This window comes from Paenibacillus sp. FSL R5-0623 (genome assembly GCF_037974265.1).
GTDB lineage: Bacteria > Bacillota > Bacilli > Paenibacillales > Paenibacillaceae > Paenibacillus.
Genome location: NZ_CP150233.1, coordinates 3,109,736 through 3,134,722 on the forward strand (window position 1 = coordinate 3,109,736; position 24,987 = coordinate 3,134,722).

Annotated in this window: 14 protein-coding genes and 1 pseudogene; 12 read left to right on the forward strand and 3 right to left on the reverse strand. The window is 46.4% G+C overall.

From position 1 onward, the window contains the following. The first annotated feature begins 16 nt into the window (after positions 1–16). Positions 17–1,363 carry a glycoside hydrolase family 30 beta sandwich domain-containing protein gene (locus MKY92_RS13670; protein ID WP_339301238.1) on the forward strand — a complete coding sequence of 449 codons (1,347 nt, stop codon included), beginning with the start codon at positions 17–19 and terminating at the stop codon, positions 1,361–1,363. Between the two features lie 113 nt (positions 1,364–1,476). Here the strand turns inward: MKY92_RS13670 and MKY92_RS13675 are convergent, their stop codons facing one another. Then, a complete protein-coding gene (locus tag MKY92_RS13675) occupies positions 1,477–1,884 on the reverse strand; it encodes a hypothetical protein (RefSeq protein WP_339301239.1) in 408 nt (135 codons plus the stop codon). A 209-nt stretch (positions 1,885–2,093) separates the two neighbouring features. Here MKY92_RS13675 and MKY92_RS13680 point away from each other — a divergent pair, with 209 nt between their 5' ends. Continuing rightward, positions 2,094–3,185: a hypothetical protein gene (locus tag MKY92_RS13680; protein WP_339301240.1), complete on the forward strand. Its 1,092-nt coding sequence runs from the start codon at positions 2,094–2,096 to the stop codon at positions 3,183–3,185. 61 nt (positions 3,186–3,246) lie between these two features. Then, positions 3,247–4,332, forward strand: a complete 1,086-nt coding sequence (locus tag MKY92_RS13685) for a glycoside hydrolase family 99-like domain-containing protein (protein ID WP_339301242.1) — start codon at positions 3,247–3,249, stop codon at positions 4,330–4,332. A 26-nt stretch (positions 4,333–4,358) separates the two neighbouring features. On the opposite strand, the gene MKY92_RS13690 is transcribed toward MKY92_RS13685, so the two are convergent. Continuing rightward, positions 4,359–5,204: an AraC family transcriptional regulator gene (locus MKY92_RS13690; protein WP_339301244.1), complete on the reverse strand. Its 846-nt coding sequence runs from the start codon at positions 5,202–5,204 to the stop codon at positions 4,359–4,361. A 122-nt stretch (positions 5,205–5,326) separates the two neighbouring features. Here MKY92_RS13690 and MKY92_RS13695 point away from each other — a divergent pair, with 122 nt between their 5' ends. The 9 genes and pseudogenes from MKY92_RS13695 to MKY92_RS13735 all read left to right on the forward strand — a co-directional run bounded on the left by MKY92_RS13695 (position 5,327) and on the right by MKY92_RS13735 (position 23,335). Then, entirely contained in the window at positions 5,327–6,784 is a 1,458-nt protein-coding gene (locus MKY92_RS13695) for an alpha-L-fucosidase (RefSeq protein ID WP_339301246.1), read from the forward strand. A 363-nt stretch (positions 6,785–7,147) separates the two neighbouring features. Continuing rightward, positions 7,148–8,457: pseudogene (locus MKY92_RS13700) on the forward strand (exosporium glycoprotein BclB-related protein); the annotation flags it as partial. 690 nt (positions 8,458–9,147) lie between these two features. Beyond that, positions 9,148–14,394 carry a S8 family serine peptidase gene (locus MKY92_RS13705; protein WP_339301248.1) on the forward strand — a complete coding sequence of 1,749 codons (5,247 nt, stop codon included), beginning with the start codon at positions 9,148–9,150 and terminating at the stop codon, positions 14,392–14,394. 186 nt (positions 14,395–14,580) lie between these two features. Further along, positions 14,581–15,753 carry a GntR family transcriptional regulator gene (locus MKY92_RS13710; protein ID WP_339301784.1) on the forward strand — a complete coding sequence of 391 codons (1,173 nt, stop codon included), beginning with the start codon at positions 14,581–14,583 and terminating at the stop codon, positions 15,751–15,753. A 223-nt stretch (positions 15,754–15,976) separates the two neighbouring features. Next, a complete protein-coding gene (locus MKY92_RS13715; RefSeq protein WP_339301250.1) occupies positions 15,977–17,278 on the forward strand; it encodes a glycoside hydrolase family 125 protein in 1,302 nt (433 codons plus the stop codon). 79 nt (positions 17,279–17,357) lie between these two features. Beyond that, positions 17,358–18,737, forward strand: coding sequence for an extracellular solute-binding protein (locus MKY92_RS13720; RefSeq protein WP_339301252.1), 1,380 nt, complete (start codon positions 17,358–17,360; stop codon positions 18,735–18,737). A gap of 65 nt (positions 18,738–18,802) precedes the next feature. Further along, positions 18,803–19,669, forward strand: a complete 867-nt coding sequence (locus MKY92_RS13725) for a sugar ABC transporter permease (protein ID WP_036608294.1) — start codon at positions 18,803–18,805, stop codon at positions 19,667–19,669. A gap of 21 nt (positions 19,670–19,690) precedes the next feature. Next, complete coding sequence (locus tag MKY92_RS13730) at positions 19,691–20,515, forward strand: carbohydrate ABC transporter permease (RefSeq protein WP_339301254.1); 825 nt, start codon at positions 19,691–19,693, stop codon at positions 20,513–20,515. An 18-nt stretch (positions 20,516–20,533) separates the two neighbouring features. Beyond that, positions 20,534–23,335 (forward strand): alpha-mannosidase, encoded by a 2,802-nt coding sequence (locus tag MKY92_RS13735; RefSeq protein WP_339301255.1) that lies wholly within the window; start codon positions 20,534–20,536, stop codon positions 23,333–23,335. A 514-nt stretch (positions 23,336–23,849) separates the two neighbouring features. Here MKY92_RS13735 and MKY92_RS13740 read toward each other — a convergent pair. Beyond that, a protein-coding gene (locus MKY92_RS13740) for an IS3 family transposase (protein ID WP_339301256.1) occupies positions 23,850–24,970 on the reverse strand; the annotation gives its coding sequence in 2 pieces (ribosomal slippage) (positions 23,850–24,721 and positions 24,721–24,970; 1,122 coding nt in all). Between the last annotated feature and the right edge of the window lie 17 nt (positions 24,971–24,987).

The window sequence follows — 24,987 nt, forward strand, 5'->3', positions numbered from 1 at the left end:
TACAAAGGAGAATCCTATGACTACATTCAAAATGTACAAATCCACGGGTGAAGAAGATTTATTCGTATCTCTATCCCAAGAGCAATTAAAGCCTCTGGATGCTGATAAGGAGACAACGACCATCCATCTGGATGATCAGCTAATGTATCAGGAGATGGACGGATTTGGTGCTTCTTTTACCGATTCATCTGCTTATCTAATCAACCAAATCTTGAATGAGGAACAACGGGATGAGGTCATGACCCGACTATTCCATCCAGAGAAAGGGATCGGGCTGTCGGTCATCCGTAATCCGATGGGCGCTTCGGACTATGCGAGAACGGTATACAGTTATAACGATATGCCAGAACAGCAGACAGACCCCGAATTAACCCAATTCAGCATTGCACATGATGAAGGGGACGTTATTCCTTTAACACAAAAGGCGTTGGCATTGAATCCTGAACTGAAGCTGTTTGCTTCACCATGGAGTGCACCCGGATGGATGAAAACGAGTGGATCAATGATCACCGGACAGTTGAAGGCTGAATGGTATCCCGTTTATGCTGAATATTTCGTGAAATACATTCAAGCCTATGCCAAGCATGGATTACCAATCCATGCCATCACACCACAGAATGAGGCGCTGTATGAACCAGGGCACTATCCTGGTATGTTGATGCCAGCCGAAGCCCAAGCAGACTTTATCAAAAACCATCTTAAACCAGCCTTTGTTAAAAACAATATTCAAACCAAAATTCTCTGTTACGATCACAACTGGGATCAACCGGACTATTCACTGACCGTGCTGGAACAAGCAGGAGAGGAAGTAGACGGAGTGGCCTGGCACTGGTACGGGGGCGATGCATCTGCTCAAACGAAGGTTTATGAAGCTTTTGCAGGTAAAGAAGTGCATTTCACTGAAGGTTCAGGTGGAGAGTGGATTCCGCCATTTGAGCAGGCCTTCTCAAATGTGATGCGAACGGGAATTCAGATTCTTCGCAATTATAGCAAGTCCTTTGTACTTTGGAATATGGCACTAGATGAGAATAATGGGCCTACGGTTCCTGGTTTTGGTCGGAGTACGTGTCGGGGTATCGTGCAAGTGAATCAGCAAACAAAGGAACTTACGTATACACTTGATTATTATGCTCTGGCTCATTTCAGTGCTGTGATCCGTCCGAAGGCTGTTCGGATTGAATCAACATCCAGTGATGATGGAATTTGTTCTGTGGCTTTTAAAAATGCCGATGGTTCCGTAGCTTTAGTCCTCTTCAATGATGGGGAGGAGACGGGCAACATACAGGTTAAGCTGCGCGACGATGTATTGATGGAGTTCCAGCTGGAAAGTAAAAGTGTCTTGTCCGTATTAATCACGGATTGATAAATGGATGAGTTATAACCAGGCTTCATCAGAAAAGAAACCAAAAGAAGCGATATCCGGAGTGTACACGGATATCGCTTCTTTTTGGTGACATTTATCTATTCAGAGTTATATTATACGGGCTGAATAGCGAGATGGGGTGTCCCGCTACTCTCATCAACGAACAGTATATATTGGTTGCCAGCAGTCCCTGTTAAGACCAGACCGGGTTGACCTGCAACACCAGGATTGTAATATCTGAACTGTTGTAGAGTTGGTAGAGACACGGGAAGAGTAGGCTGATTGAGTGCCATTAATTGTGTAGCAGCCTTGACGCTATCGCCAGCTTGGATTACTCCACCTACACCCAAATGATTGACAATCGAGGAGCTGGCGTTGATCTGCAGGCTGCCTGCTATGGTCTGACTGCCATTGACATTTAGATGGACACCAACGGTTTGATTACCATTAACCTGTAAATCCTGATTAATCGTCTGATTGCCGGTGACAAGGATACTATCAAATGTTGGCAAAGATATCATCTCCTATATAGTATTCATATATTCTATGAGGACAAGATCTGGAATGACCCGGGTGGCCACACATTATATGTCTGGGATAAAGCCCTTTTTGCAAAAGAGAGTTGGAGAAAAGCTCAATAGAAGAAACCACGCCACTATTTCGTGCATATTGTAGGCAGAGAATGTTTTCGCATGGAACAGGAGGGTTTGTTATCCGAAAGAAGTCAAGAATGCAGGTTAAGTCCACGAAAAAGAAACGTTCAGTTCAGGATGCGAACCGGTTATTCCTGAGACAGATGAATGTGGTGCTGAACAGGAAACTCAAATCCATGCGTAAACATATGGAAGTACAGCAATTGGAACTGAATCAGCAATGGCTGAAAATGATGCAGGTGGGAAGCATTCCTGCCCGAGAAGTGCCAAAAGTGATCTATAAGGAGTTAAATGTGCTTCTTATTACTCCTTGTAATGATCGAGAAATGTCATCACATTGCGTCCTGATTGAACAGAGTCTGAAACATCTCGTAAGAAATGTGAATGAGATTAAATATATCGAATCCGTGTCAGCCTGTTTGTCTTCCTATGATGTTGATCTGATTATGGTCATTGGAAGCGAAGAAAACTTGCCGGATGAGAATATCACAGCATTAAGCACATCCAACGTGAAGAAGGCAATCTGGTTGTCTACCGATCAACATGTGAATCAAAGCGAGACTATTCTATCGATTTTTGATCACGTGTTTACACAACATTCAACCCAAATAAGCGATGATCAGCATCCTATGGGAAGCACGGTTAGTCATGAACTGTTAATGCCGCCTGATCCACATATATTCTGTCCGCAAGCTGTTCCCCTGGAGTACGAATCGGATGTTTATATCATCGGGGATGCAGAACCGGATGGCATCGTCACCGCTATTGCCAAATCGGGTCTTTTGCATAACAAAAAGGTTCGGGTAGATGGAAAGGGTTGGGCACAGATCGGGGATTTCTATCCTGTTCATCCAAATGAAGCTCGTCAGATGTTATATAACGGAAGCAAACTGGTTATTCATCGTGGCGAATCAATCAAAAACGTGATGGAAATTGCTGCATGTGGGACGTTTCAGCTCATAGGACCATCTGAGAATCAGAGCACCGGGATTGACCTTAGTAACTTTCAACAATACACCTCCTGTGAAGAACTCACTCAGAAGTTTGAACATTACTGGCAAAGTGTTGATGCAAGGAGACTGGCCGCTAGCCATGCTCTGGCATACATGAAATATAATCAATCCCATCTACAAAAAACATTGCGACTGCTGGATATCATTTTCATATAAATCATCCCAAAAATCACAGGAGCGTAGGCTGCATCATGTTGCTGCATTGGAGGAGTTCTGATTGAAGGTAATTGCTCTGCATCTGCCCCAATTTCACCGGATTGAGGAGAACGACCGATGGTGGGGGGACGGTTTTACCGAATGGACGAATGTAAAAAAAGCCACGCCTTTATATTCGGGTCATCATCAGCCTAAGCAGCCATTTCAGGGGAAATATTATGATCTTTCCGATCCAGATGTACGAAAATGGCAAGCGGAAACGGCTAAACTGCATGGCATTTATGGATTTTGTTATTATCATTATTGGTTCAAAGGCAAGCGTCTGCTGGAAAAACCGGTTAATGAAATATTGAACAGTGGGGAGCCTGATTTCCCTTTTTGTTTGTCATGGGCCAATGAGACATGGACAAGAAAATGGGACGGTCAGGAATCGGATATTCTCATTGCACAAAACTATGGGGATCGAGAGGATTGGGAAGAACATTTTAATTATCTGGTAAAGGTATTTAAGGACAAACGATATATTCGAGTGGAAGGTAAACCATTATTTCTGATCTATCGGCCAGCCAGCATTCCTCAATGTGAGGAAATGATTCAGTTTTGGCGTGAATTGGCTTTGAAGCATGGCCTGAAAGGGATCCATGTTGTGCAGACCATTGGTGGATTCCCTACATTTAATCGTCAGATCTTTGATGCGAGTATGGAATTTGAACCGCATTATACGTTTGCACATGGACATATGAATGGAATCTGGATCGAAATGAACATCAAGGGACAGCAGCATATTGCTGTGAATTACGACAAGGTATGGTCCTCCATTCTCGAACGAACACCACACCGTAACGGAGAAATTGTCTATCCAGGTGCTTTTGTCAATTGGGATAATACACCGCGGAGAGGCGTTGACGGACAGAGTACGCTTGGGTCCACACCAGAGAAGTTTGGGCTGTATCTATCCAGACAGATGGAACGAGCGAGGACGCTGTACAAAAGTGAATACCTTTTTGTTAACGCCTGGAATGAGTGGGCGGAAGGGGCATATCTTGAGCCGGATCAAAACTATGGTTATGCTTATTTGAGAGAACTCAAGAAAGCAACTCAGCATGAATCGAACAGAAACAAGTCTGTAGGAGGGAGTTCCGAATGAGGGAACTCTCTCTGTTTTGAGGTTGTTTACAGACCATGTTTCGTTGTAAGTAACGTTTTTTGTTTGCGGTACTCCGTTGGAGTTAACCCTGTATGTTTTTTGAACTGCCTGGAGAAGTAATACAAATCACTGAAACCGAGATGCTCGGCGATGGCAGTTATTGTGTTCGGGGTGCAGGTTAACAGTTCCTTGGCTTTGTCGATTTTTTTGCCAGTAATATAGAGGATCGGAGGAACTCCGATCTGCTGCTTGAAGAATCGAATGAAATAATTTGGATGCATGTAGGCGATCTGAGCCAGATCCTGAACCGAAATATTCTCTTCGATGTTGGAATCAATATAAGCCAGGATGGTAGACAGTTTCTCCATGACAGGAACGTTAATAAAAGAGATCTGATCCAGATCCAGATTCATTAGATAGTGGGATAGTAACTCGGTCAGTTTGCTCTTGGCCATCATATGGGCATAGACTTCATCGGATTTTGCATATGTAAGGATACTGCTGAAGATTGCTTGAATCAACTCAGGTTGATCTATCGTGCAGATGTGTGGGAATTTCAGAATTTGGAACAAATTGATTCCCCCAACCTTCGCGCTAAAGTGACACCAATATTTGAGAAAAGGACGGTCGTTAATGGCAGAATAAGACTGTTTGATCCCCTCTGGCATTAAAATAAGCTGATTAGGCGCAGGATAATACTCCTCATCCCCAATTTTGAGCCAACCTTCACCTTCGCATATGAAATAAAACTTGCTGTAATCGGGCGTGTAATCCAGGTCCCGCCAATCCGTATCGCACCGATTGTAGTTGACCATGAACAATTCGACTTGGAGATTGGACAGGTAGTTCGTAAGCAAAGTTTGGTGATTCATACTTTTCATCTCCATACAAGGTTATTATTGTCCATCTAAAAGTTAGTGTTCTGCATGTCTATCCTTCGGCTGCAGCACTACAATACAGCTACAGACAATAACAGAAGGGATGAGAACATCTCATGGACAAAAACGAATATTTGCAACAGATTGAAGCAACGATTGAGCGCGGTAAATTCAAAGACAATTGGAGTTCGCTTAGCGCCTTTCAAGTTCCCGAATGGTACACAAGAGCGAAATTCGGCATATTCATTCACTGGGGGCTATACTCTGTACCGGCCTATGATAGCGAATGGTATTCGCGAAATATGTATATACAAGGCACCAAAGCTTATGAACATCACCTTGAGGTGTATGGACCTCATAAGGACTTTGGATATAAAGACTTCATTCCGATGTTTCGTGCAGAGAAGTTTGATGCAGACGAATGGGCAACGTTATTCAAACAGGCTGGAGCCAGATATGTTATGCCTGTGGCTGAGCACCATGATGGTTTTCAGATGTACAAAAGTTCTATCTCTCACTATAACACATATGAAATGGGTCCCAAACGGGATCTTCTGGGTGAGATGAAGGTTGCATACGAGAAGCAGGGGCTGACCTTATGTGTGTCGTCTCACCGCGCCGAGCACTGGTTCTTCATGTCTCACGGGAAGGAGTTTGATTCAGATATTAAGGAACCCCTGGAGCGTGGGGATTTCTATTGGCCTGCCATGCCTGAGCCGAATCATCATGATCTGTATGGTTCGCCTCCAACCGAGGAGTATCTGGAGGACTGGTTGATTCGATGCTGTGAGCTGGTCGATCAATATCAGCCAAAGATTTTCTATTTCGATTGGTGGATTCAAACGGTTGCGTTCAAACCCTATCTTAAAAAATTTGCTGCCTATTATTATAACAAAGGCGAAGAATGGGGTGTGCCTGTAGCTATCAATTATAAACATGAGGCCTATATGTTTGGAAGTGCCGTTCCGGATGTGGAGCGGGGACAGTTCGCTGAGCTTAAGCCCTATTTTTGGCAAACGGATACAGCTGTCGCTAAAAACTCATGGTGTTATACGGAAAATAATAACTATAAAACGGCTGAGGAGATCATTCGGGATCTCGTCGATATTGTAAGCAAAAACGGGAATTTACTGCTGAACATTGGACCAAAAGCAGACGGCAGCATACCGGAAGAAGATCGCGACATTTTGCTGAGCATTGGCAAGTGGCTGGAAGTGAATGGGGAAGCGATCTATGACACGTCATTCTGGCGTACGTTTGGCGAGGGTCCGACAGAGGTGAAGGAAGGGCAATTCACGGATGGGGATACGAAGATATTTACGAGTGAAGATATACGGTTTACGTTAAAAGAAAGCAGTCTGTATGCCACGGTTCTTGCCTATCCAGATAACGGAGTGATTCACATTAAATCCCTGAAGGAAAATTCTCACCATTTTCAAGGGGTCATTCAAGATATTCAGGTACTTGGCTATGAAGAACAGCCGCAATGGGAGAGAACAGCGGACGCACTGACGATCACAACGACAACTGTGAAAAGTAAGGCGCCTATTGTTTTCAAAATTAAATTGGACTAATCAACAAAGATAAATTGAATGCTGTAAATATAAAAAGGGCGCGTCCAGGAGTATTGTACTCATCGGATAGCGCTCTTTTGGTTTGGCTACTACTCATATAATAATCACGAAATTCTTACTTGATAATATACTGATATCATCAAACCAGTGATGTTCGCCTGTAATGGAATGATTGAGACTCACTAAGGAGGATCTGCAAAAAAGATGAAACCAAAGAAACGCATCAGATATGGTTGGAGCGGATTTAAGAAAAAAAAGGCTGAGGACTGTGACCATCCCCAAGAGCAGCAACAAGAACACCATCACGAGCACCATCATAACCACCACAATAACCATCATCATAAGTGTTTTGACAAAGAAGCCGAATTGCTTCTTAAATTGATTGGTGAGTTGAAGGGCGCAATTGTACAGGTTTTTGCCAATCCCACTCCGCACAATGTTTCACTTCTGATTGAGGTACTGCGTAAATTACTGGCTCTGGTTCATCATTCGGATTTGAAAAAGGGAACCAAAGCAGACCTCGAAGCGGTCTTGGAGCTCACCATTGTATCTGTAGAGGCCGTTCCATTTTCTCCGATCAGTGTGGGAACCAATTTGCAGCAATTGCTGGATGTGCTCCTATCTGTCATTTTACAGGGGAATATCGATTCGTGCGAGAAAGATAAACTGGTCATTTTGATCCGGGCGACCGAATTGGCTATCACAACAGGGCTTAGAAACATAGGGGGTCAAGGTCCGGCAGGACCTGCAGGGCCAGCGGGTCCTCAGGGCGTACCTGGTCCACAAGGCCCGGCTGGCCCAGCAGGTTCTCAGGGTGGTGTAGGTCCAGCGGGTACACCGGGAGCTGCTGGTACCCAGGGACCAGCAGGTGCTACTGGCGCAACGGGTGCGGCAGGCCCAGCAGGTGGCGCAACGGGAGCCACAGGTGCAACGGGGGGACAGGAGCTGTTGGGGCAGCGGGCGTTACAGGAGCAACAGGTGATCCTGGCGTAGCAGGAGCCACCGGAGTCACAGGGAATACGGGTGCAGCTGGACTTGCGGGAGTCACCGGGGCAACGGGTGCAGCCGGAATTGCAGGGGTAACCGGGGCTACCGGCGCAACTGGGATTGCGGGAGTAACTGGCAGCACTGGTGTTACAGGAGCTACGGGTTCGGGCGCCATCATACCGTTTGCTTCTGGCGGACCTGCCATATTAACAACGGTTCTTGGTGGACTGGTCGGAACGACAAGTCTTATCGGTTTCGGCAGCTCGGCAACCGGAGTCAGCATTCTGGGTGGCACCATTGATTTAACGGGAACGATTGTTGGACCACTCATTAACTTTGCGTTCTCTGTTCCACGGGATGGCGTTATAACTTCCATTGCTGCCTATTTTAGTACCACAGCAGCCTTGGCCCTGGTTGGTTCCACGGTGACCATTACTGCGCAATTATTCAGTTCACCTACTCCTGATAATGCATTTACTGCGGTTCCGGGGGCGGTCGTTACACTGGCACCTCCACTCACCGGTATTATTGCATTGGGTAGTATCTCCAATGGCATAACAACCGGATTGGCTATACCGGTGACTGCACAGACACGTCTTCTGCTTGTATTCTCCGCCACGGCAACTGGACTTTCTCTTGTGAATACCGTTGTTGGTTATGCAAGTGGTGGCGTGAACATTACATGATGAGATATAAATTTTGATATGAACGACATGGGAGTTCTCATGTCGTTCTTTTTCTTGATTTGAAATTTTGAGCATAAAGTCTTGGTTATATAGAACTTTGAAAAGCTATTATTCATCAAAAACATGCAGAAATACGAAAAATAAGATGAAATACGTAAGCGACATGAGACATATAAAAGCATTAAATAGACTTATTTTCTATATTTTTCAATAAAGTGCTTGTATATATCGAATAATGATTTTATACTATACCAATAAAATCCAATTAAATTCCTAATCGACTATTATTATATGTAATTAAAATATTTGACTATTCACTCGAATCACGATCGAAAGTCATATCCACCACTCCTTAGCAAGCGTTCTGCTAACGCTCCAGATTACCCTTCCACATGAATGCTTATAGACATTCACTCTCATTGCATTATTCAAATACCCAAACTATTCTCTCACATGGTTTAATCCGATTCATTCAATCTCCTAAACTTCCAAGTAAAAAAACATAGACTGATCTGTTATCTCTTCTGACTCATATTGATTCCTAACCAGACCTGTAAAGGAGGTGAGGCTTTATGTGAAATCCAGGGTATCTATTTCGTCCGCAATAAAGGTATTTTACCGTTTTATTCTGCAGAGAAGGGCATATGTACCAGACTAAATTAAAAAACCGGGTAAAAGGAGTGGAAAAGTTTGATAAAGATTAATCGGTTACGCAAGCCCATCTCCATGGGGCTCTCGCTTCTCCTTGCATTTTCGATCATTCATCCGGTTTCAGCTGAAAACTCCACATCATCCAAATTGGATATGAAATCTGGACTTGCCAAAGTTACGGAGTCCAAAGTAAACGCCAAGTTGACCAAAGAATTTGATGGTAGTGAATATGTTACCTATCTGGTGAAAATGAAGGAACAGGTGGATACAGCAGCAGTCTCCAAACAGGCCCTGGAAAAAGCGACCATCGCCAAACAAACGGCCTCAGCAACAAAGCTGTCCGTCCGGAATTCGGTCGTCAGTTCTCTGCGGGAAACGGCCTCACGTACACAATATCCATTGGAAACTTATCTGGAAAAGGAAGTTGACCTGGGCAAGGTCAAAGAATATAAAAGCTATTTTATTGTCAATTCACTGGCAGTAACGAGTACCAAAGAAGTCATGGAACAGATTGCGCTGCTGCCTGAGGTGGAGAAGATTCTACCGAATGAGACACGATACTTACAGAAAGCCGAAGTGAGTAAAGAACCGGCGAATGCGGTATCAGGCAAAGATGCTGTCCAAACGCCAGCTAAAAACTCTTCAGTCGGAGTCAAAGACAAAGAGCCTGCTGCAAAAGACAAGCTTGCAACAGAAAACGTGGAATGGAACCTGGATTACATCAATGCGCCAGCCGTGTGGGATCGGGGCATCGATGGAACAGGGATTGTTGTTGCCAATCTGGACAGTGGTGTAGATTATACCCATCCGGCGCTTCGCAGCAAATGGCGGGGACTGGATGCTTCAGGCAATATCGTTGATCCCGAACTGAGCTGGTATGATCCGCACAGTAATGCTTCCCTCCCTGCGGACGGAGACGGGCATGGTACGCACACGATGGGTACGATGGTTGGCTCTGAAGCAGATGGCACCAACCAGATCGGGGTTGCTCCCGGTGCGAAGTGGATTGGTGTGCGGATATTCAATCCGGAGACAACAGATGCCATTATTCTGGATGGCGGACAGTGGTTGATCGCTCCGGTCGATGCGGAAGGCAATCTGCATCCTGAACTTGCACCGGATGTCGTCAACAACTCATGGGGCGGCGGCCCGGGACTTGATGAATGGTTCCGACCTATGGTTCAAGCCTGGCGTGATGCGCAGATTTTTCCCGAATTCTCTGCGGGAAATGTAACACTGACGAATCCGGGTGGTCCCGGCTCCGTTGCGAACCCGGCCAATTATCCCGAAAGCTTCGCAACGGGAGCCACAGATATCAATGGTAATCTGGGTTCCTTCTCCCTGCTGGGCCCATCCCCGTATGATGAGATCAAACCGGAAGTATCTGCCCCTGGTGTGAATATCCGTTCAGCAGTTCCGGGCGGAGTATATGAGGGAGGCTGGAACGGAACATCCATGGCAGGCCCGCATACAACTGCACTTGCTGCGCTGCTGCTTCAGGCCAATCATTCCCTTACGGTGGATCAGCTGGAGCAGATCATCACAGATACAGCTACGCCGAGAACCGATAGTCAGTATCCGACCTCTCCTAATAACGGCTACGGTCACGGCATTATTAATGCCCTTGATGCTGTGGGTTCTGTACTCGAAGGAATCGGCACAGTATCCGGCAGAGTGGTTACCGCCGGAGATGATCTGGAAGAGCCGGTACTGGCACATACCCCTGTCAATTCAGCCTTTACAGGCATCGATATACCATTAACCGCTCATGTGACAGATAACGTCGCGGTAGTCTCTGTCGAGGCTTTTGCCAAAACGACAGGCACCAACCAGTACGTTTATCTGCCGATGAACCGGATTGCTGGGGATAACAAAGATGGGACGTATACAGCGACAATCCCTGCTTTTCTTATTGAACCGCAAGGTGTGGAGTATTATATCCGCGTAAATGATTACGGCAACAACGGATTCGAAAGTCAGGTATATAAAGTGGCTGTATCCAATGGTGTTCAGCCAGGGTACCTTCAGGATTTTGAAGAAGATCAGCTGGGCTTCACGACTGGCGGAACCGGAAGTACTTGGGTATGGGGAGCACCAACCAGTGGTCCTGGAAGTGCATACTCCGGTGACAAGGTGATTGCAACCAATCTGCAAGGAACTTATGTGGCGAATAGCAATGCATATCTGCTTGCGCCGCCAATTGATCTCACCGAGAGTCCGGAAGGGGCATTGTTATCCTTCAAGCACTGGTATGATCTGGAGAACAACATCGACTTCGGCAAGGTATACATTGCTTCCGAGGATAGCGATTATGTGTTCGAAGAGCTGTTAACCTTCACGGGTACAGGTGGCAATTGGAAGACACAATATGTGGATCTTCGCGAATACGCGGGACAGCAGGTGTTCATCAAGTTCAATCTGACGAGCGATAATTCATTGCAAAAAGCTGGCTGGTACATTGATGATTTCGCTGTAGAAGAGCTGGATGAGATTGCTCCGGGCGCACCTGCCGGATTGTCTGCGACGGCCGATATTCTTGGTAATGTAGCCTTGAGCTGGACTGGTCCGAGCGATGAGGATCTCGAATCTTATATCGTATATCGCTCCACAAACACAGGTACAGGTTATGAATCCATTGGAACTGCAACAGGAACAACGTTTACAGATACGGCTACGGTGACAGATTCGACGTATTATTATACCGTTGCCGCACTTGATTATAGTGGCAATGAAAGTGATAAGTCGAATGAGGTCTCCATTACAGTAGAGGTGCCACAGGATATCTACATCGATCATTTCGATGGCAGTGATGATAATGGTTGGACTCATTCGGGAACCAAAGATGAGTGGGAACGAGGCATTCCGGTAACGGGACCTGCCAGCGCGGTTTCTCCTCCGAATGTCTGGGCGACTGATCTGGACAATACGTACGAGAATGGCTCCAACTATTCGCTCGTATCTCCGGTCATTGATTTGACAGATGTATCCGAAGGAACACTTACGTTTAATCATTGGTACGAGATTGAGAGTGGATACGACTACGGATATGTGGAAGTCACCAAGGATGGTGGGACCACATGGTCAGAACTGGGCAAATTCTCACATAGTACAAACGGGAAACAATGGACACCCGTATTTTATGATCTGGATGCACTTACCGGGAATGAAGTACAATTCCGGTTCCGTCTGACCTCAGACAACAGTGTTGTGAAGACAGGCTGGTTCATTGATGATTTCCGTGTACTGGGTGTTGCTGCGGAGACGGTAACGGAGGACAATGCGGTTGTGCTTAACAGTGACAAACCAAAACCGTCCTATGATAATCCATGGTACAAAATTTCGCGGACTGACAAAGCGGAATTTAACAAAACGAAACAGCAACAACCGGAAATTGAAAAACCAGGATCAGGTTCGGTTAATCCACAAAGCCTGCCTGCAAGTGCAACGGTTACCGTCCTGGAAACCGGACGTTCGGTGAAGACGGATTCAGCTACAGGCAAGTATAACTTCACACACGTAGCAGGTGATTACACGTTAAAAGCTGAGGCATATGGATATTATCCTCGAACTCAGCAGGTAACGATCACCGATGGCGGTGGAGCCAAAGCCAACTTTAATCTGGAGGAAATCCCGCATGGGCAGATTGAAGGTGTAGTAACCGATGAGCGGACAGGCCAACCATTGGCTGATGCATCCGTCCTCGTGGTGGAGGATGCCAATGTAGGTGAAGTTCGCACGGGTTCAGATGGCAGCTTCGATATTCAGGTATTGGAAGGAAGTTATACCCTGTCCATCCGGGCTGCGGATTATTACAGTAAAACCGTCACTGTGACTGTCCCTGGCAATGGTACGGCTGAGGCAAATGTTGCCTTGAAACCATTCATCGGTTTCCCAGGGGAAATTGCTTATGATGATGGAACAGCAGAGAATGCACGAGCTTTTAACGCTGCGGATAACGCTTGGGCAGTTCGAATGACACCAGAGCTGGAGACCGCTCAACTGACAGGTGCATCGTTCCGATTCTGGAACACAGAGTGGCCTGTGCCTGGAGGTACAACGTTCCAATATGCCGTCTATGATGCATCAGGTGCCGGTGGAGCTCCGGGACGACAGCTGGCGGGACCATTCGATGGTACTGCACTTCGTAACGATCAATGGACAACCGTTGAATTCCCGGAACCAGTGATTGTAACGGGTGACTTCTATATCGTGTATGTACAAAGCGTAGCCGGAACAAGTGCTCCGGGACTCGCTACCGATGAGAATGGTACGAATGCTGGTCGAAGCTGGCAGCGTGTAAGCGGAGCATGGAGTACTTCACCGGTAGAAGAAGGCAATTACATGATTCGTGCAGTCGTGAGATATCCGGTAAATGCACCTGTGCTCACAGTACCTGCAAGCACGTATACGAATCAATCGACCTTCACTGTGTCGGGAACGTCTCCGGCATCTGGAGCTCAGATCAAGATCTACAACGGCAAGGATCTGGCTGGCACCACAACGGTGGCAAATGGGAAGTTCTCATACGGTGTGAAGCTCCGTTCTGGCATTAATGCGATTACTGCGGAGGCAGTGGTAGACGGTAAAACAACGGACCGTTCACTCCCCGTAGTCATTATTCTGGATCAGACCAAACCACAGTTGACAATTGTTACGCCAGCTCAAGGGGATCGCATCAATGCAGAAGTTGTTCACGTAACGGGTAATGTCGTGGAACAATTCCTCGATAAGGTAACCGTTAACGGACAAACCGTACAAGTGGGTAAAGACAGAAGTTTCAGTCACCGCGTATTGGTCAATGAAGGCGAGAACACAATTACCATTACAGCAACCGATATCGCTGGTAACAAAACAACCGTAACCCGCACCGTCTATGTGGAAACGGCGTTGCCAGAACTTACGAATATTACTCCGGCTGAGGATGTTCGAATCACATCAGGGGAGAGTGTTACCGTTTCATTTGACAGTAAACCTGGTCTGCAAGCATCTTTCCGTATTCAGTTACCTTTGAATCTGAATGCCCAAGGGGCAGGGGAGATTCCATTGGTGGAGACTGAACCGGGTCGTTACACGGGTACGTACACAACACCTTCATCCCTTGTTCTGGATGGTGGAGTCATTGTGATTCGAGCTCAGGATGCAGCAGGCAACAAAGTAGAGGCTGAAGCAGCTGGACGATTGTTCGTCAGCGCAGCACAAGAACAATCAGTTCCAGAACCAGATTCCAGCCCTGAAGAGACTGAAACGGAAGTGGATCCACCGTCCGCTGAGGGTCTGCAACCTTAATTTTGCAAAGTATGATATGGATGATTAATACGTTTTGACCATCTAAGCAAGAAGCCGATAAGCCAAGGTATCAGGGCTTGTCGGCTTTTTGTTATATCTCGATTCACATTGTCTCCTTTCTTCACATTAATGATATAACATGATATATTAGGATGTAGAACATGAGAAGTATGGGTATTTATGGAGGTGCTTGTATTGGGGAAAGATTCGGCATCCAAGCCGATGTATGAACAGATCTTTGAATCCTTGCGCGAACGGATACAGCTTCATCAATATCAAGTGGGTGAGCGTGTTCCTTCAGAGAAGGAATTATGTGATGAATTCGGAGTGAGCCGGATTACAACTAAAAAAGCGCTCGAGATGCTGGCGAGTGAACAATTAATTGTTCGTCAGCCGGGACGGGGTTCTTTTGTAGCCGACACAGCAGATGTGTTACAGGAAAGATCTAACAGACCTGCTCCGCGTGCTGCGATCAAAGATCCAGAGAAGAAGCTACTCATTGGTCTGGTCATTACTAATTTCAGTGATATGTATGGTACAGAACTGTTATATGGGATGGAAGAAGCTTCGCGAGAGCATGATTGTTTTCTCGTACTTAGACGCTCCTTCGGGATTCCTGAGCAGGAGGAACAAAGCATTCAGGAACTGCTGGAACTGGGGGTGGACGGATTGATTATTTTCCCGGCACAGGGTGAATATTTCAGCGATGAGATTCTTAAACTGGTCGTTAACAAATTCCCATTTGTCCTGATTGACCGGTACCTGAAAGGCATTCCGGCTTCATCTGTCAGTACGGATAATGTAGGCGCGGCGCGAGAAGGGATGAATTATCTGTTCGATCTCGGTCACCGACATATTGCTTTTCTGACACAGCCTCCGGCGAACACCACACCGATCGAAGAACGAATTGAAGGCATCATTGAGGCTCATAACGATCAAGGTGTGCTGGTGAACAGAGAACTGTGGTTAGAATCTTTTCTTTCGACACTTCCAAGTGTGTTTGATCCTCAAGTTGAGGTTCGCGATGTGGAGACGTTGGTGGAACATTTACAGAAATACCCCCAGATTACTGCACTTTTTGCTGCGGAGTATCATATTGCTTTACTTGCAGAACAGGCAGCCGATCAGCTTGGCCTGAAGATTCCGGAGGATTTGTCCATCATTTGCTTTGACAGTCCAAACGCTGCCGAAGGAAGCCGTGTAACCCATATGAGACAAAGCCAGTTTGATATGGGAAAACAGGCATTTGAGATGGTGCTTCAAAGTATGCAGAAGAACGAAATGGCAGTGAACAGGGTTATTTTGCCTGCCCGATTGGTGAAGGGTAAGTCAACGAGTATGGTGAAACAACAGGGTTAATTATAGCAACTTAATATTCATTGTGTTCAATCAGGGGCTTCGTGTAAACGAGGTCTCTTTTTGGTGCGGATAAAATGGGGAGAAGAGCTTTGAATGGTATATTATTTAGTGCCGTTAAATTAAAATAACATGCTAATATACAAATAAATATATTGACATAACATTATATTCGTTTTAGGATGATGAAAGCGGTTAACAAACTGGATTACATAAGGAGGACAACATGCTGACACCCAGAGATGATCAAGACATTTCCCCCTCGATATACGACATGATTGATCAGGTTAACAAACGTATGCCGGACCATCCGGAACTCAACCAAATGTTCAAAAATTGTTTTACCAATACGATGTTGACCACGATTCAGCGCAAAGAAGATGGAACGACTTTTGTGATTACGGGAGATATCCCTGCCATGTGGTTACGTGATTCTGCCGTTCAGGTCAGACCTTATCTGGTTCTCGCTTCAGAGGATGAAGATATCGCTGATATGATCGCTGGACTGGTTGAACGTCAACTGAATTATATTCTCCTGGACCCTTATGCAAACGCTTTTAATGAGACGGAGAGTGGAAAAGGACATCAGGAAGACCTGACGCAGATGAATGATTGGATCTGGGAACGGAAGTATGAGATCGATTCTCTAGCTTATCCGATTCAGCTCAGTTATCTCTTGTGGAAGAACACGGGCAGAACAACTCAATTCAACGATACGTTCCGCAAAGCAGCCGAGATCATCATGCAGTTATGGCAAGTGGAACAGCATCATGAGACGAAATCACCCTACAAGTTCCAACGTCTGGATGCTCCCGAGACCGATACGCTCACCCGAGAGGGACGAGGTACTGAAACAGCCTACACAGGCATGACCTGGTCGGGATTCCGTCCCAGCGACGATCGCTGTGAATATGGTTATCTGATTCCATCCAATATGTTCGCCGTTGTGGCGCTTCGATATCTACAGGAAATTGCTGAAGCTGTGCTCAAGGATGAAACGCTGGCAGCGACTGCTCAGCAGTTGGAGGAACAGATCAACAAAGGTATTCAGGATTATGGCACCGTTGAACATCCGGAATATGGAACCATATATGCATACGAAACGGATGGGAAAGGCAATTACAATCTGATGGATGATGCCAATGTGCCGAGCCTGCTGTCTTTACCTTATCTCGGATATGTGGAGGAGAACGACGAGGTGTATCAGAACACACGCCGTTTCATTCTATCCTCGCACAACCCGTATTTTTATGAGGGAACAGCAGCAGCGGGAATTGGTAGTCCGCATACACCAGAAGGGTACATCTGGCATATCGCTTTATCGATGCAGGGGCTGACTACGGAGGATCGCAATGAAAAACTACGATTGCTTCAGCTCATCCATAAGACGGATGCGGATACCGGACTGACCCATGAAGGTTTTTCGGCCAACAATCCACATGAATATACACGTCCATGGTTTTCATGGTCCAACATGCTCTTTAGTGAACTGATGATGGATTATTGCGGATTCCGCGTACAGAAATAGGATAGGAAAGCAAGAGATAACCTGCGAGTACATCATAACGTTCGGAGTTCATTGAATTCCGACAAGAGGAGAGCGAATCATGAGAAAAATATCATTGAAAATGCCGGTAGCAGCAGTTATGACATCCTTGCTCATTCTTACTACAGCCTGTTCGGGTGGAAGTTCAAGTACAGGCACAACCAGTGATGGCAAGAAGGAAGTAACCGTATCATTCCGTTCTTCAGGATCTGAAGATACACTTACGAAATTCTTCCAATCAGGCTTGGTGGATCAATTTGAGAAAGAAAATCCGGATATCAAAATCAATATCGCGCCTGTACTGGCAAGTGAGGGTGATTATACGTCCAAAATGGTTCTGCAGATGAAATCCCCGGATACGGCACCTGATGTCATTGCCGAAGATACATCCATCATCAAATCCGATGCTGCTGCGGGATATCTGGAGCCGCTGGATACACAGGTTCAGGGATGGTCTGATTGGGAAGATCACATCATCGACAACCTGAAGGCAGGGGTTACCGGAGAAGACGGCAAAGTGTACGGCGTTCCGGCTACTTCGGATACACGCGGAATCTGGTACAACAAGGAACTGTTTCAACAGGCGGGACTTGAAGTTCCGTTCAAACCTGCAAGCTGGGCAGAAGTACTCGAAGCAGCACGTACCATCAAGCAAAAGCTGCCGGGTGTGACGCCACTTAATATGATCGTGGGCAAAGCAAACGGTGAAGGTGTCACCATGCAAACACTGGAAATGCTGCTCTATGGTACGGCGGATACGCTGTATAACGACACGAGCAAGCAATGGGTCGTTAACAGCCCGGGCCTGCTGGATTCTTTCAAATTCATAGACCAAGTGTTTAACACGGATAAAACAGGCCCGACCATGCAGGTCGCTTTGAATGGACAAGCTGGCAGTATTGCATTCCAGCAACAGTTCCCGCAAGACAAACTGGCGATGGCTGTAGATGGTAGCTGGGCAGGTTCGACATGGGCAGAGAACGGTGCTGCTCCAATCGCCAACGTTGAAGAGAAAATAGGTTTTGCACCATTCCCGACACAAAATGGGCAAGAACCTGGAGCAACTACAATGTCTGGAGGATGGGCTTGGTCTGTTCCTGCACAGGCGAAGAATAAGGAAGCAGCTTGGAAATTTATCGAGTTCCTGATGAATAAGGAAAATGCGACTGCTCGCGTAGTAGCGGAAGGCAGCCTCAGCCCACGTAACGATTCCACAGAAGTTGAAGGTTATACGGAGCGTCCATATACCAAAGAAGCACAGGAACTCTTGAATGTGGCCCACTTCCGTCCAGCGAACGATCAATATGCAGCGGTATCCGCACAATTGCAAAGCATTGTTGAGAGTATCGCCTCTGGCAAGCTGACGCCGGAAGAGGGAGTTACGCAATTAAAGGACAACGTATCTCGTTCCCTTGGCGCGGACAGCATCGAAGAGAAATAAGGATATCGATATATTCGGAGGGGGAGGCAATCTCCCCTTTTTCCGGTTCGAATGGAGAGTGACTTATGAAAAGGAAAGCACCAGGCTCATTTCTGTTTCTCATGCCTTCTGTACTGTTATTACTTGTGTTTTTCATTGTTCCCATCATTCTGACGATCTGTTTTGCCTTTACGAATATGGCTCTGACCGGGGCGGCAGCCAAGAGTTTGGAGTTTGTCGGATTCCAGAATTTCATTAATATGTTCCATGATCCGGACTTCCGGATTAGTGTCTGGCGTACGCTGGTCTTTCTCATCTTCTCCGCAGTGATTGGTCAGGTATTGCTTGGGTTCATTCTGGCTCTTCTAATGAAGGAAAAAAATGTGACGTTCCGCCGGGTCATCGGGATCATCGTCATTGCCGGTTGGGTGACACCCGAGATTGTTGTGGCATTCTGTATGGTGGCCTTTTTCAGTGACAATGGTTCATTGAATCAGATCCTTGGCTGGTTTGGGGCGAATCCAGTTTCCTGGTTGTTCAGTTTCCCTATGGTGAGTGTCATTATCGCGAATATCTGGCACGGCACAGCGTTTTCTATGATGGTCTATCAATCGGCTCTGGATGATATCCCGAAGGAAGTTGAAGAAGCTGCGATTATTGACAGTGCCACCGGGTTCCAGATTGTCAGACACATTACGATTCCAATGGTAAAAGGGTCCATCGTGACCAACATGATGTTGGTTACCCTACAGACACTGGGCGTGTTCACGCTAATTTATACGATGACGGGTGGTGGCCCGGGTACTTCAACACAAACCTTGCCGATCTTCATGTACAACCAGGCTTTTGTGAACTATCAGTTTGGATACGGCACAGCCATATCTCTGGTTCTGTTGTTCATCGGTATTATCGCCAGCCTGTTCTACATGCGATCCATGAAAGTGAAAGTGTAACCATGAAGGAGGTTCGATCCTATGGTCAAACATGGGCTTCAACGCAAAATCCAGTACGGGATTCTAGTCTTTCTAGGGCTCTGTTTTTTATTGCCGCTACTCTGGATCATTCTGGCTTCATTTGACCCAAACGCGCAACAGGGCATCAAAATGCCCAGTACCTGGACCATTCAAAATTTCAAGGATGTGCTCGGGGATTCAAGCAATCTTCGTTCATTCGGTGTGGGCCTGATTCTGTCGGGAGGGCAAGCGATATTGGTCGTTCTGGTATCGGTTCTTGCTGCGTATCCATTATCCCGTTATGAAATGAGATTCAAAAAAAGCTTTCTGTTATCGATTCTGTTCATGACAGCTCTTCCGATTACTGCCGTGATGGTTCCGGTATTTCAGATGTTTCTGTTCTTCAAAATGCAAAATAGCATCATTGCTACGATGCTGTTCCTGACCGCATCCTCACTTCCTTACGGCATCTGGATGATGAAAAACTTCATGGATTCGGTGCCCATTGATCTGGAAGAATCGGCATGGATCGACGGTGCATCCGTGTGGAACGGATTGAGACGAATCGTGGCGCCATTGATGTTGCCTGGTATTTCAACGATAGCGATATTTACCTTTTCGGGAAGTTGGGGCAACTTCTTCGTGCCATACATCCTGCTCCAGACACCGGAGAAACTTCCGGCATCGGTCACGATTTATCAATTCTTTGGTAGCCACGGTATGGTTGAATACGGCAGATTGGCTGCATTTTCACTACTTTATACGATGCCTTCGGTTGTGCTATATATTTTCTCCCAGCGTTACATGTCCAAGGGCTTCAGCATGGGCGGGGCAACCAAAGGTTAATGACAGGAGGTACGCAACATGACAACCAAAAAGACGGCACATCTCATCTCGCATACCCATTGGGACCGTGAATGGTATATGCCTTATGAACACCATCATGTACTGCTCATTGAGCTGATGGATAAACTGCTGGATACGCTCGATCAGAACCCGGAATATCGTTATTTCCATCTGGATGGGCAGACGATTATTCGTGAAGATTATTTGCAGGTCCGGCCCGAACAACAGGAGAGACTCGACCGATATATTCGTGAAGGACGCATCCATTTTGGTCCATGGTATGTGTTACAGGATGAGTTCCTGACCAGCAGTGAGGCCAACTTGCGTAATCTGCTCATCGGGCATCGTGATGCTCGACCTTTGGGTGTGATATCCAAGACGGGATACTTCCCAGACTCGTTTGGAAATATGGGACAGGCACCGCAGATTCTGCAACAGGCGGATATTCATAACGCGATCTTCGGGCGTGGGGTGAAGCCTACGGGATTCAATAATGAGGTGGTTGATGCCGACAGTTACGAATCTCCCTATTCCGAGATGATCTGGCGTTCGCCGGATGGTTCCGAAGTGCTCGGCATTTTGTTCGCGAATTGGTACTGCAACGGGATGGAAGTTCCGGTTGATCCGGAGAAAGCTCAAGTATACTGGGATAAAAATCTGGAGGATGCCGAGAAATTCGCCTCGACTCCACATCTGTTGTTCATGAATGGTTGTGATCATCAGCCGATCCAGACGGATCTGCCCGAGGCTTTACGCACGGCGGCTGCGTTGTATCCGGATGTGGAATTTATTCACTCCAATTTTGACGATTACATTGAGGCGGTTACGAAGGAAGTCCCTGAGCATCTGGCGACCATTGAGGGTGAGCTTCGCAGTCAGCACACGGATGGTTGGGGAACACTGGTGAATACGGCATCCGCACGGGTTTATCTGAAACAGTTGAATCAGCAGGGACAGACGGTGCTTGAAAAAGTAGCCGAACCACTCGCTGCCATGGCGCATATAGCCGGGGTAAAAGATTATCCGCACCATCTGTTGACACATGCTTGGAAGATGCTGATGCAGAACCACCCACATGATAGCATCTGCGGATGCAGTGTGGATGAGGTCCACCGTGAGATGGTGACTCGCTTCGCCAAGAGCAGACAACTTGCAGAGAAATTGGTTTCCCAGAGCGCGCAGGCAATTGCTGAGTCCATTCGTGTGCAACCTGCTGAGGCTTGGGGAGAGGAAGCAGTGCTGTTCACTGTGTTCAACACGAGTGGTTGGAATCGAAATGGAATCATTGAAATGGATCTGATTGTGGACAAAGCATTTTTCCCAGAAGGTCCTAATCCCCAGGCACTTGCGCAGAAAGTGGAAAAAGATGCACTGCCAGTGTATCAACTGATCGATTCGGATGGACGTACGTATTCGGCAGAAATCAAGGATCTGGGTGCACATTTTGGTTATGAACTTCCGAAGGATCGCTTCCGACAGCCTTATATGGCTCGTAAAGTAAGAGTGACTTTCCAGGTGGTGGATGTACCTTCGCTGGGGTATAAGACGTATGCTCTCATTCCAGTAGAGAAACAAGCAGAGTTTGCTGAGATTGTTGAAGTGCCCGATACGAGCGACGTCATCCAGGTGCAGGGGATGATGATGGAGAATGGTCAACTGCGAGTGACGGTTGAAGAGAATGGTACGGCAACGATTGAAGATAAGGTCTCAGGTACTGTATACAAGGGATTGAATTCATATGAGAATACCGGTGATATCGGCAATGAATATGTCTACCGTCAACCGGAGGGAGAGACAACGCTGACCACGGAGCATCTGAAGGCAGACCTGCGGATTGTGGAGCAGTCTCCGTATCGGGCAGTCATGGAGAGTGTATTACGCTGGGATATTCCTGCCGGAGCAGATCAAATGTTCGAGCTGGAGAAGCGCCAAATGGTTCCTTTTACAGAACGGAAGGCACAGCGAGTCGAGCAGAATGTTCCGCTTGTGATTACGACAACGTATACGTTGGAAGCAGGCAGTAATATGGTCAAGATAAAATCCGACTTTAACAATCAGGCCAAGGATCATCGACTGCGGGCACTCTTTCCATCCGGACTGGTGACAGACAATCATTATGCAGATTCCATCTTTGAAATTGCCAAACGTTCCAATACACCGGCCAAAGAATGGGTGAATCCAAGTAATGCGCAGCATCAGCAAGCGTTTGTACATGTGACTGATGGTGATTACGGGTTGATGATTGCAAACAAAGGGCTGAATGAATACGAAATTTTGCAGCATGAAGAAGGCAGTACGATTGCGGTTACGCTGCTGCGTGCCTCTTCGGAGCTGGGAGATTGGGGTGTGTTTGAAACACCGGAAGCCCAATGTCTGGGACCTCAGAGTGTGGAATATGCAATTATTCCATTTGCAGGTGATGCCGCACAGTCAGGTGCATGTGCAACTGCCTATACGTATCCGATTCCGTGGACGACTGTGCAGCTAGGGGCACTTGCACGCACGTTTGAGCGAGAAAGTCATACCGGAGCTGATGGGCAGAAGGTGGAACTACCTCTGTCGAAGCAATGGTTAGCGTGGAATTCGCAAGGTTCGACACTGGCATTCTCCACATTGAAGATCGCAGAGGAAACCGGAGATTTGATTGCTCGCTGGTATAATTTGAACTCTGAATCGGTTGAGTTGAACGTTCGGCCCGGAGTTGAATGCGCCTCCGTTTATGAGAGCGATGTGCTGGAACGGGTTAAGGATACGTTGGAGGGACACAGCCAGAAGGTATCCGGGTACAAAATCGTTACACAAGGGTATTGCTTACGTTGAGTTAATTATTGCATATCTTAATTATAGAAACCTCCTGTTCACGGTAGTGTGGACAGGAGGTTTTTGTTAGTCAAAATATTGTCTTATTGAAGGCTATAACGGATTTATCGCTTGATATAAGTTCTTTTTATCCGATAAAATAATTAATTTCCAAGATAGGAAAATGTGGTATTATTGTGCTAGTTTGTTGTAATGGAGGTAGACCTAATGATCTATATTTTATTTGTATTCATCGTTGTAGTGGTTGCTACACTTAGTCTTTGGATTCTGAGTTTAAAACGTAAACACAAGAGATCAAAGGGATTCACTGAGGAAAATTACAATTTGAAAGCTGTTACTATCGCTGATATAGACAGGATGGAGGATGGCTCTGGGTTCGAGATGTACATGTACAGATTATTAATTGAGTTGGGCTATTCAGGGGTCTATAAAACTTTAATGAGTAAGTGAACATACATATTATGAGTAGATTTTGAAATCACTGATCAACAAATGATGGATTGTCAACATTAAATCAGACAACTTTTTTAAGGGCTTCTTGGCGATACTGAACAGGCGTCAAATACCCCAGTGATCCATGAACTCTGTGCCTGTTAAACCAGTTAACGTAGTCGTATAATTCCAATTCCAAATGACGGAGGTTTCGGAATTCCATTTGGTAAATAAACTCCGTTTTCATGACCTTGTAGGTGGCTTCGGCCACAGCGTTATCGTAGGGACATCCTTTCTTGCTGAGTGATCGACCAATACCAAACGTGCCTAGAAGCTGGTCCATCGCGTGGTTCTTAAACTCACTCCCACGATCCGTATGAAACCACTGGATTTGGCTCAAGTCGCCTTCTACCGTTGCAAAGGCACGCGAAACCAGAGCAGCGTCCTTATGTGGACCTGCACTGTGGCCAATAATTTCTCGATTGAACAGGTCCATGAGCACACAAATGTAATGCCACCGATGACCGACCTTCACATACGTGAGATCGCTGACCACGAAGCGCTTTGCTTCCGTCTGATTAAACTCCCGACCCAGTTCATTCACTGTTTCCTCCTCATTATAGGCCGTTTTATGAGGCTTAAATTGCGCAACGGTGTACGTGGAGACGAGACTCTGCTCTTGCATGATTCGACCAATGCGACGTCTAGATACGATGAGTCCTCGTTCCTGAAGCTTGGCTTTTATCTTTCGTGTACCATAGACTTTTCGATTTTTGTGGAATATCTCCACAATAGCTTCCGTGAGCTCATCTTCATTTGGCTTTTCCTTCGCTTCATGATAGAAGGTGCTTTTGGCGATTTCGAGGACGTTACACATTGCTGATACTGAGTATTTATCACGGTTATTCTGGATGATAGTTACTTTCGTCCCATGATCAGCGCGGCTTGCTTTAAAATGTCGTTCTCCATCCGTAGACGCTCTAGCTCTTTACGCATAGCCATTAATTCGTTTTCTTCAGGTGAACGGTTGTCTTTCTCTTTGAAAGAGCCCGTTGCCTGCGATTGCTTGATCCAGCGGTCTAGAGCCGAAGCAGTGAGGTCGTATTCCTCCACAATTGCAGCTCTGGATTTGCCGTTTTCAAAGAGTTGCACCATTTGTTTTTTGAACTCGGTTGTGAATGTGCGTCGTTGTTGTTTAGGCATTGTAGAGATCCGCTCCT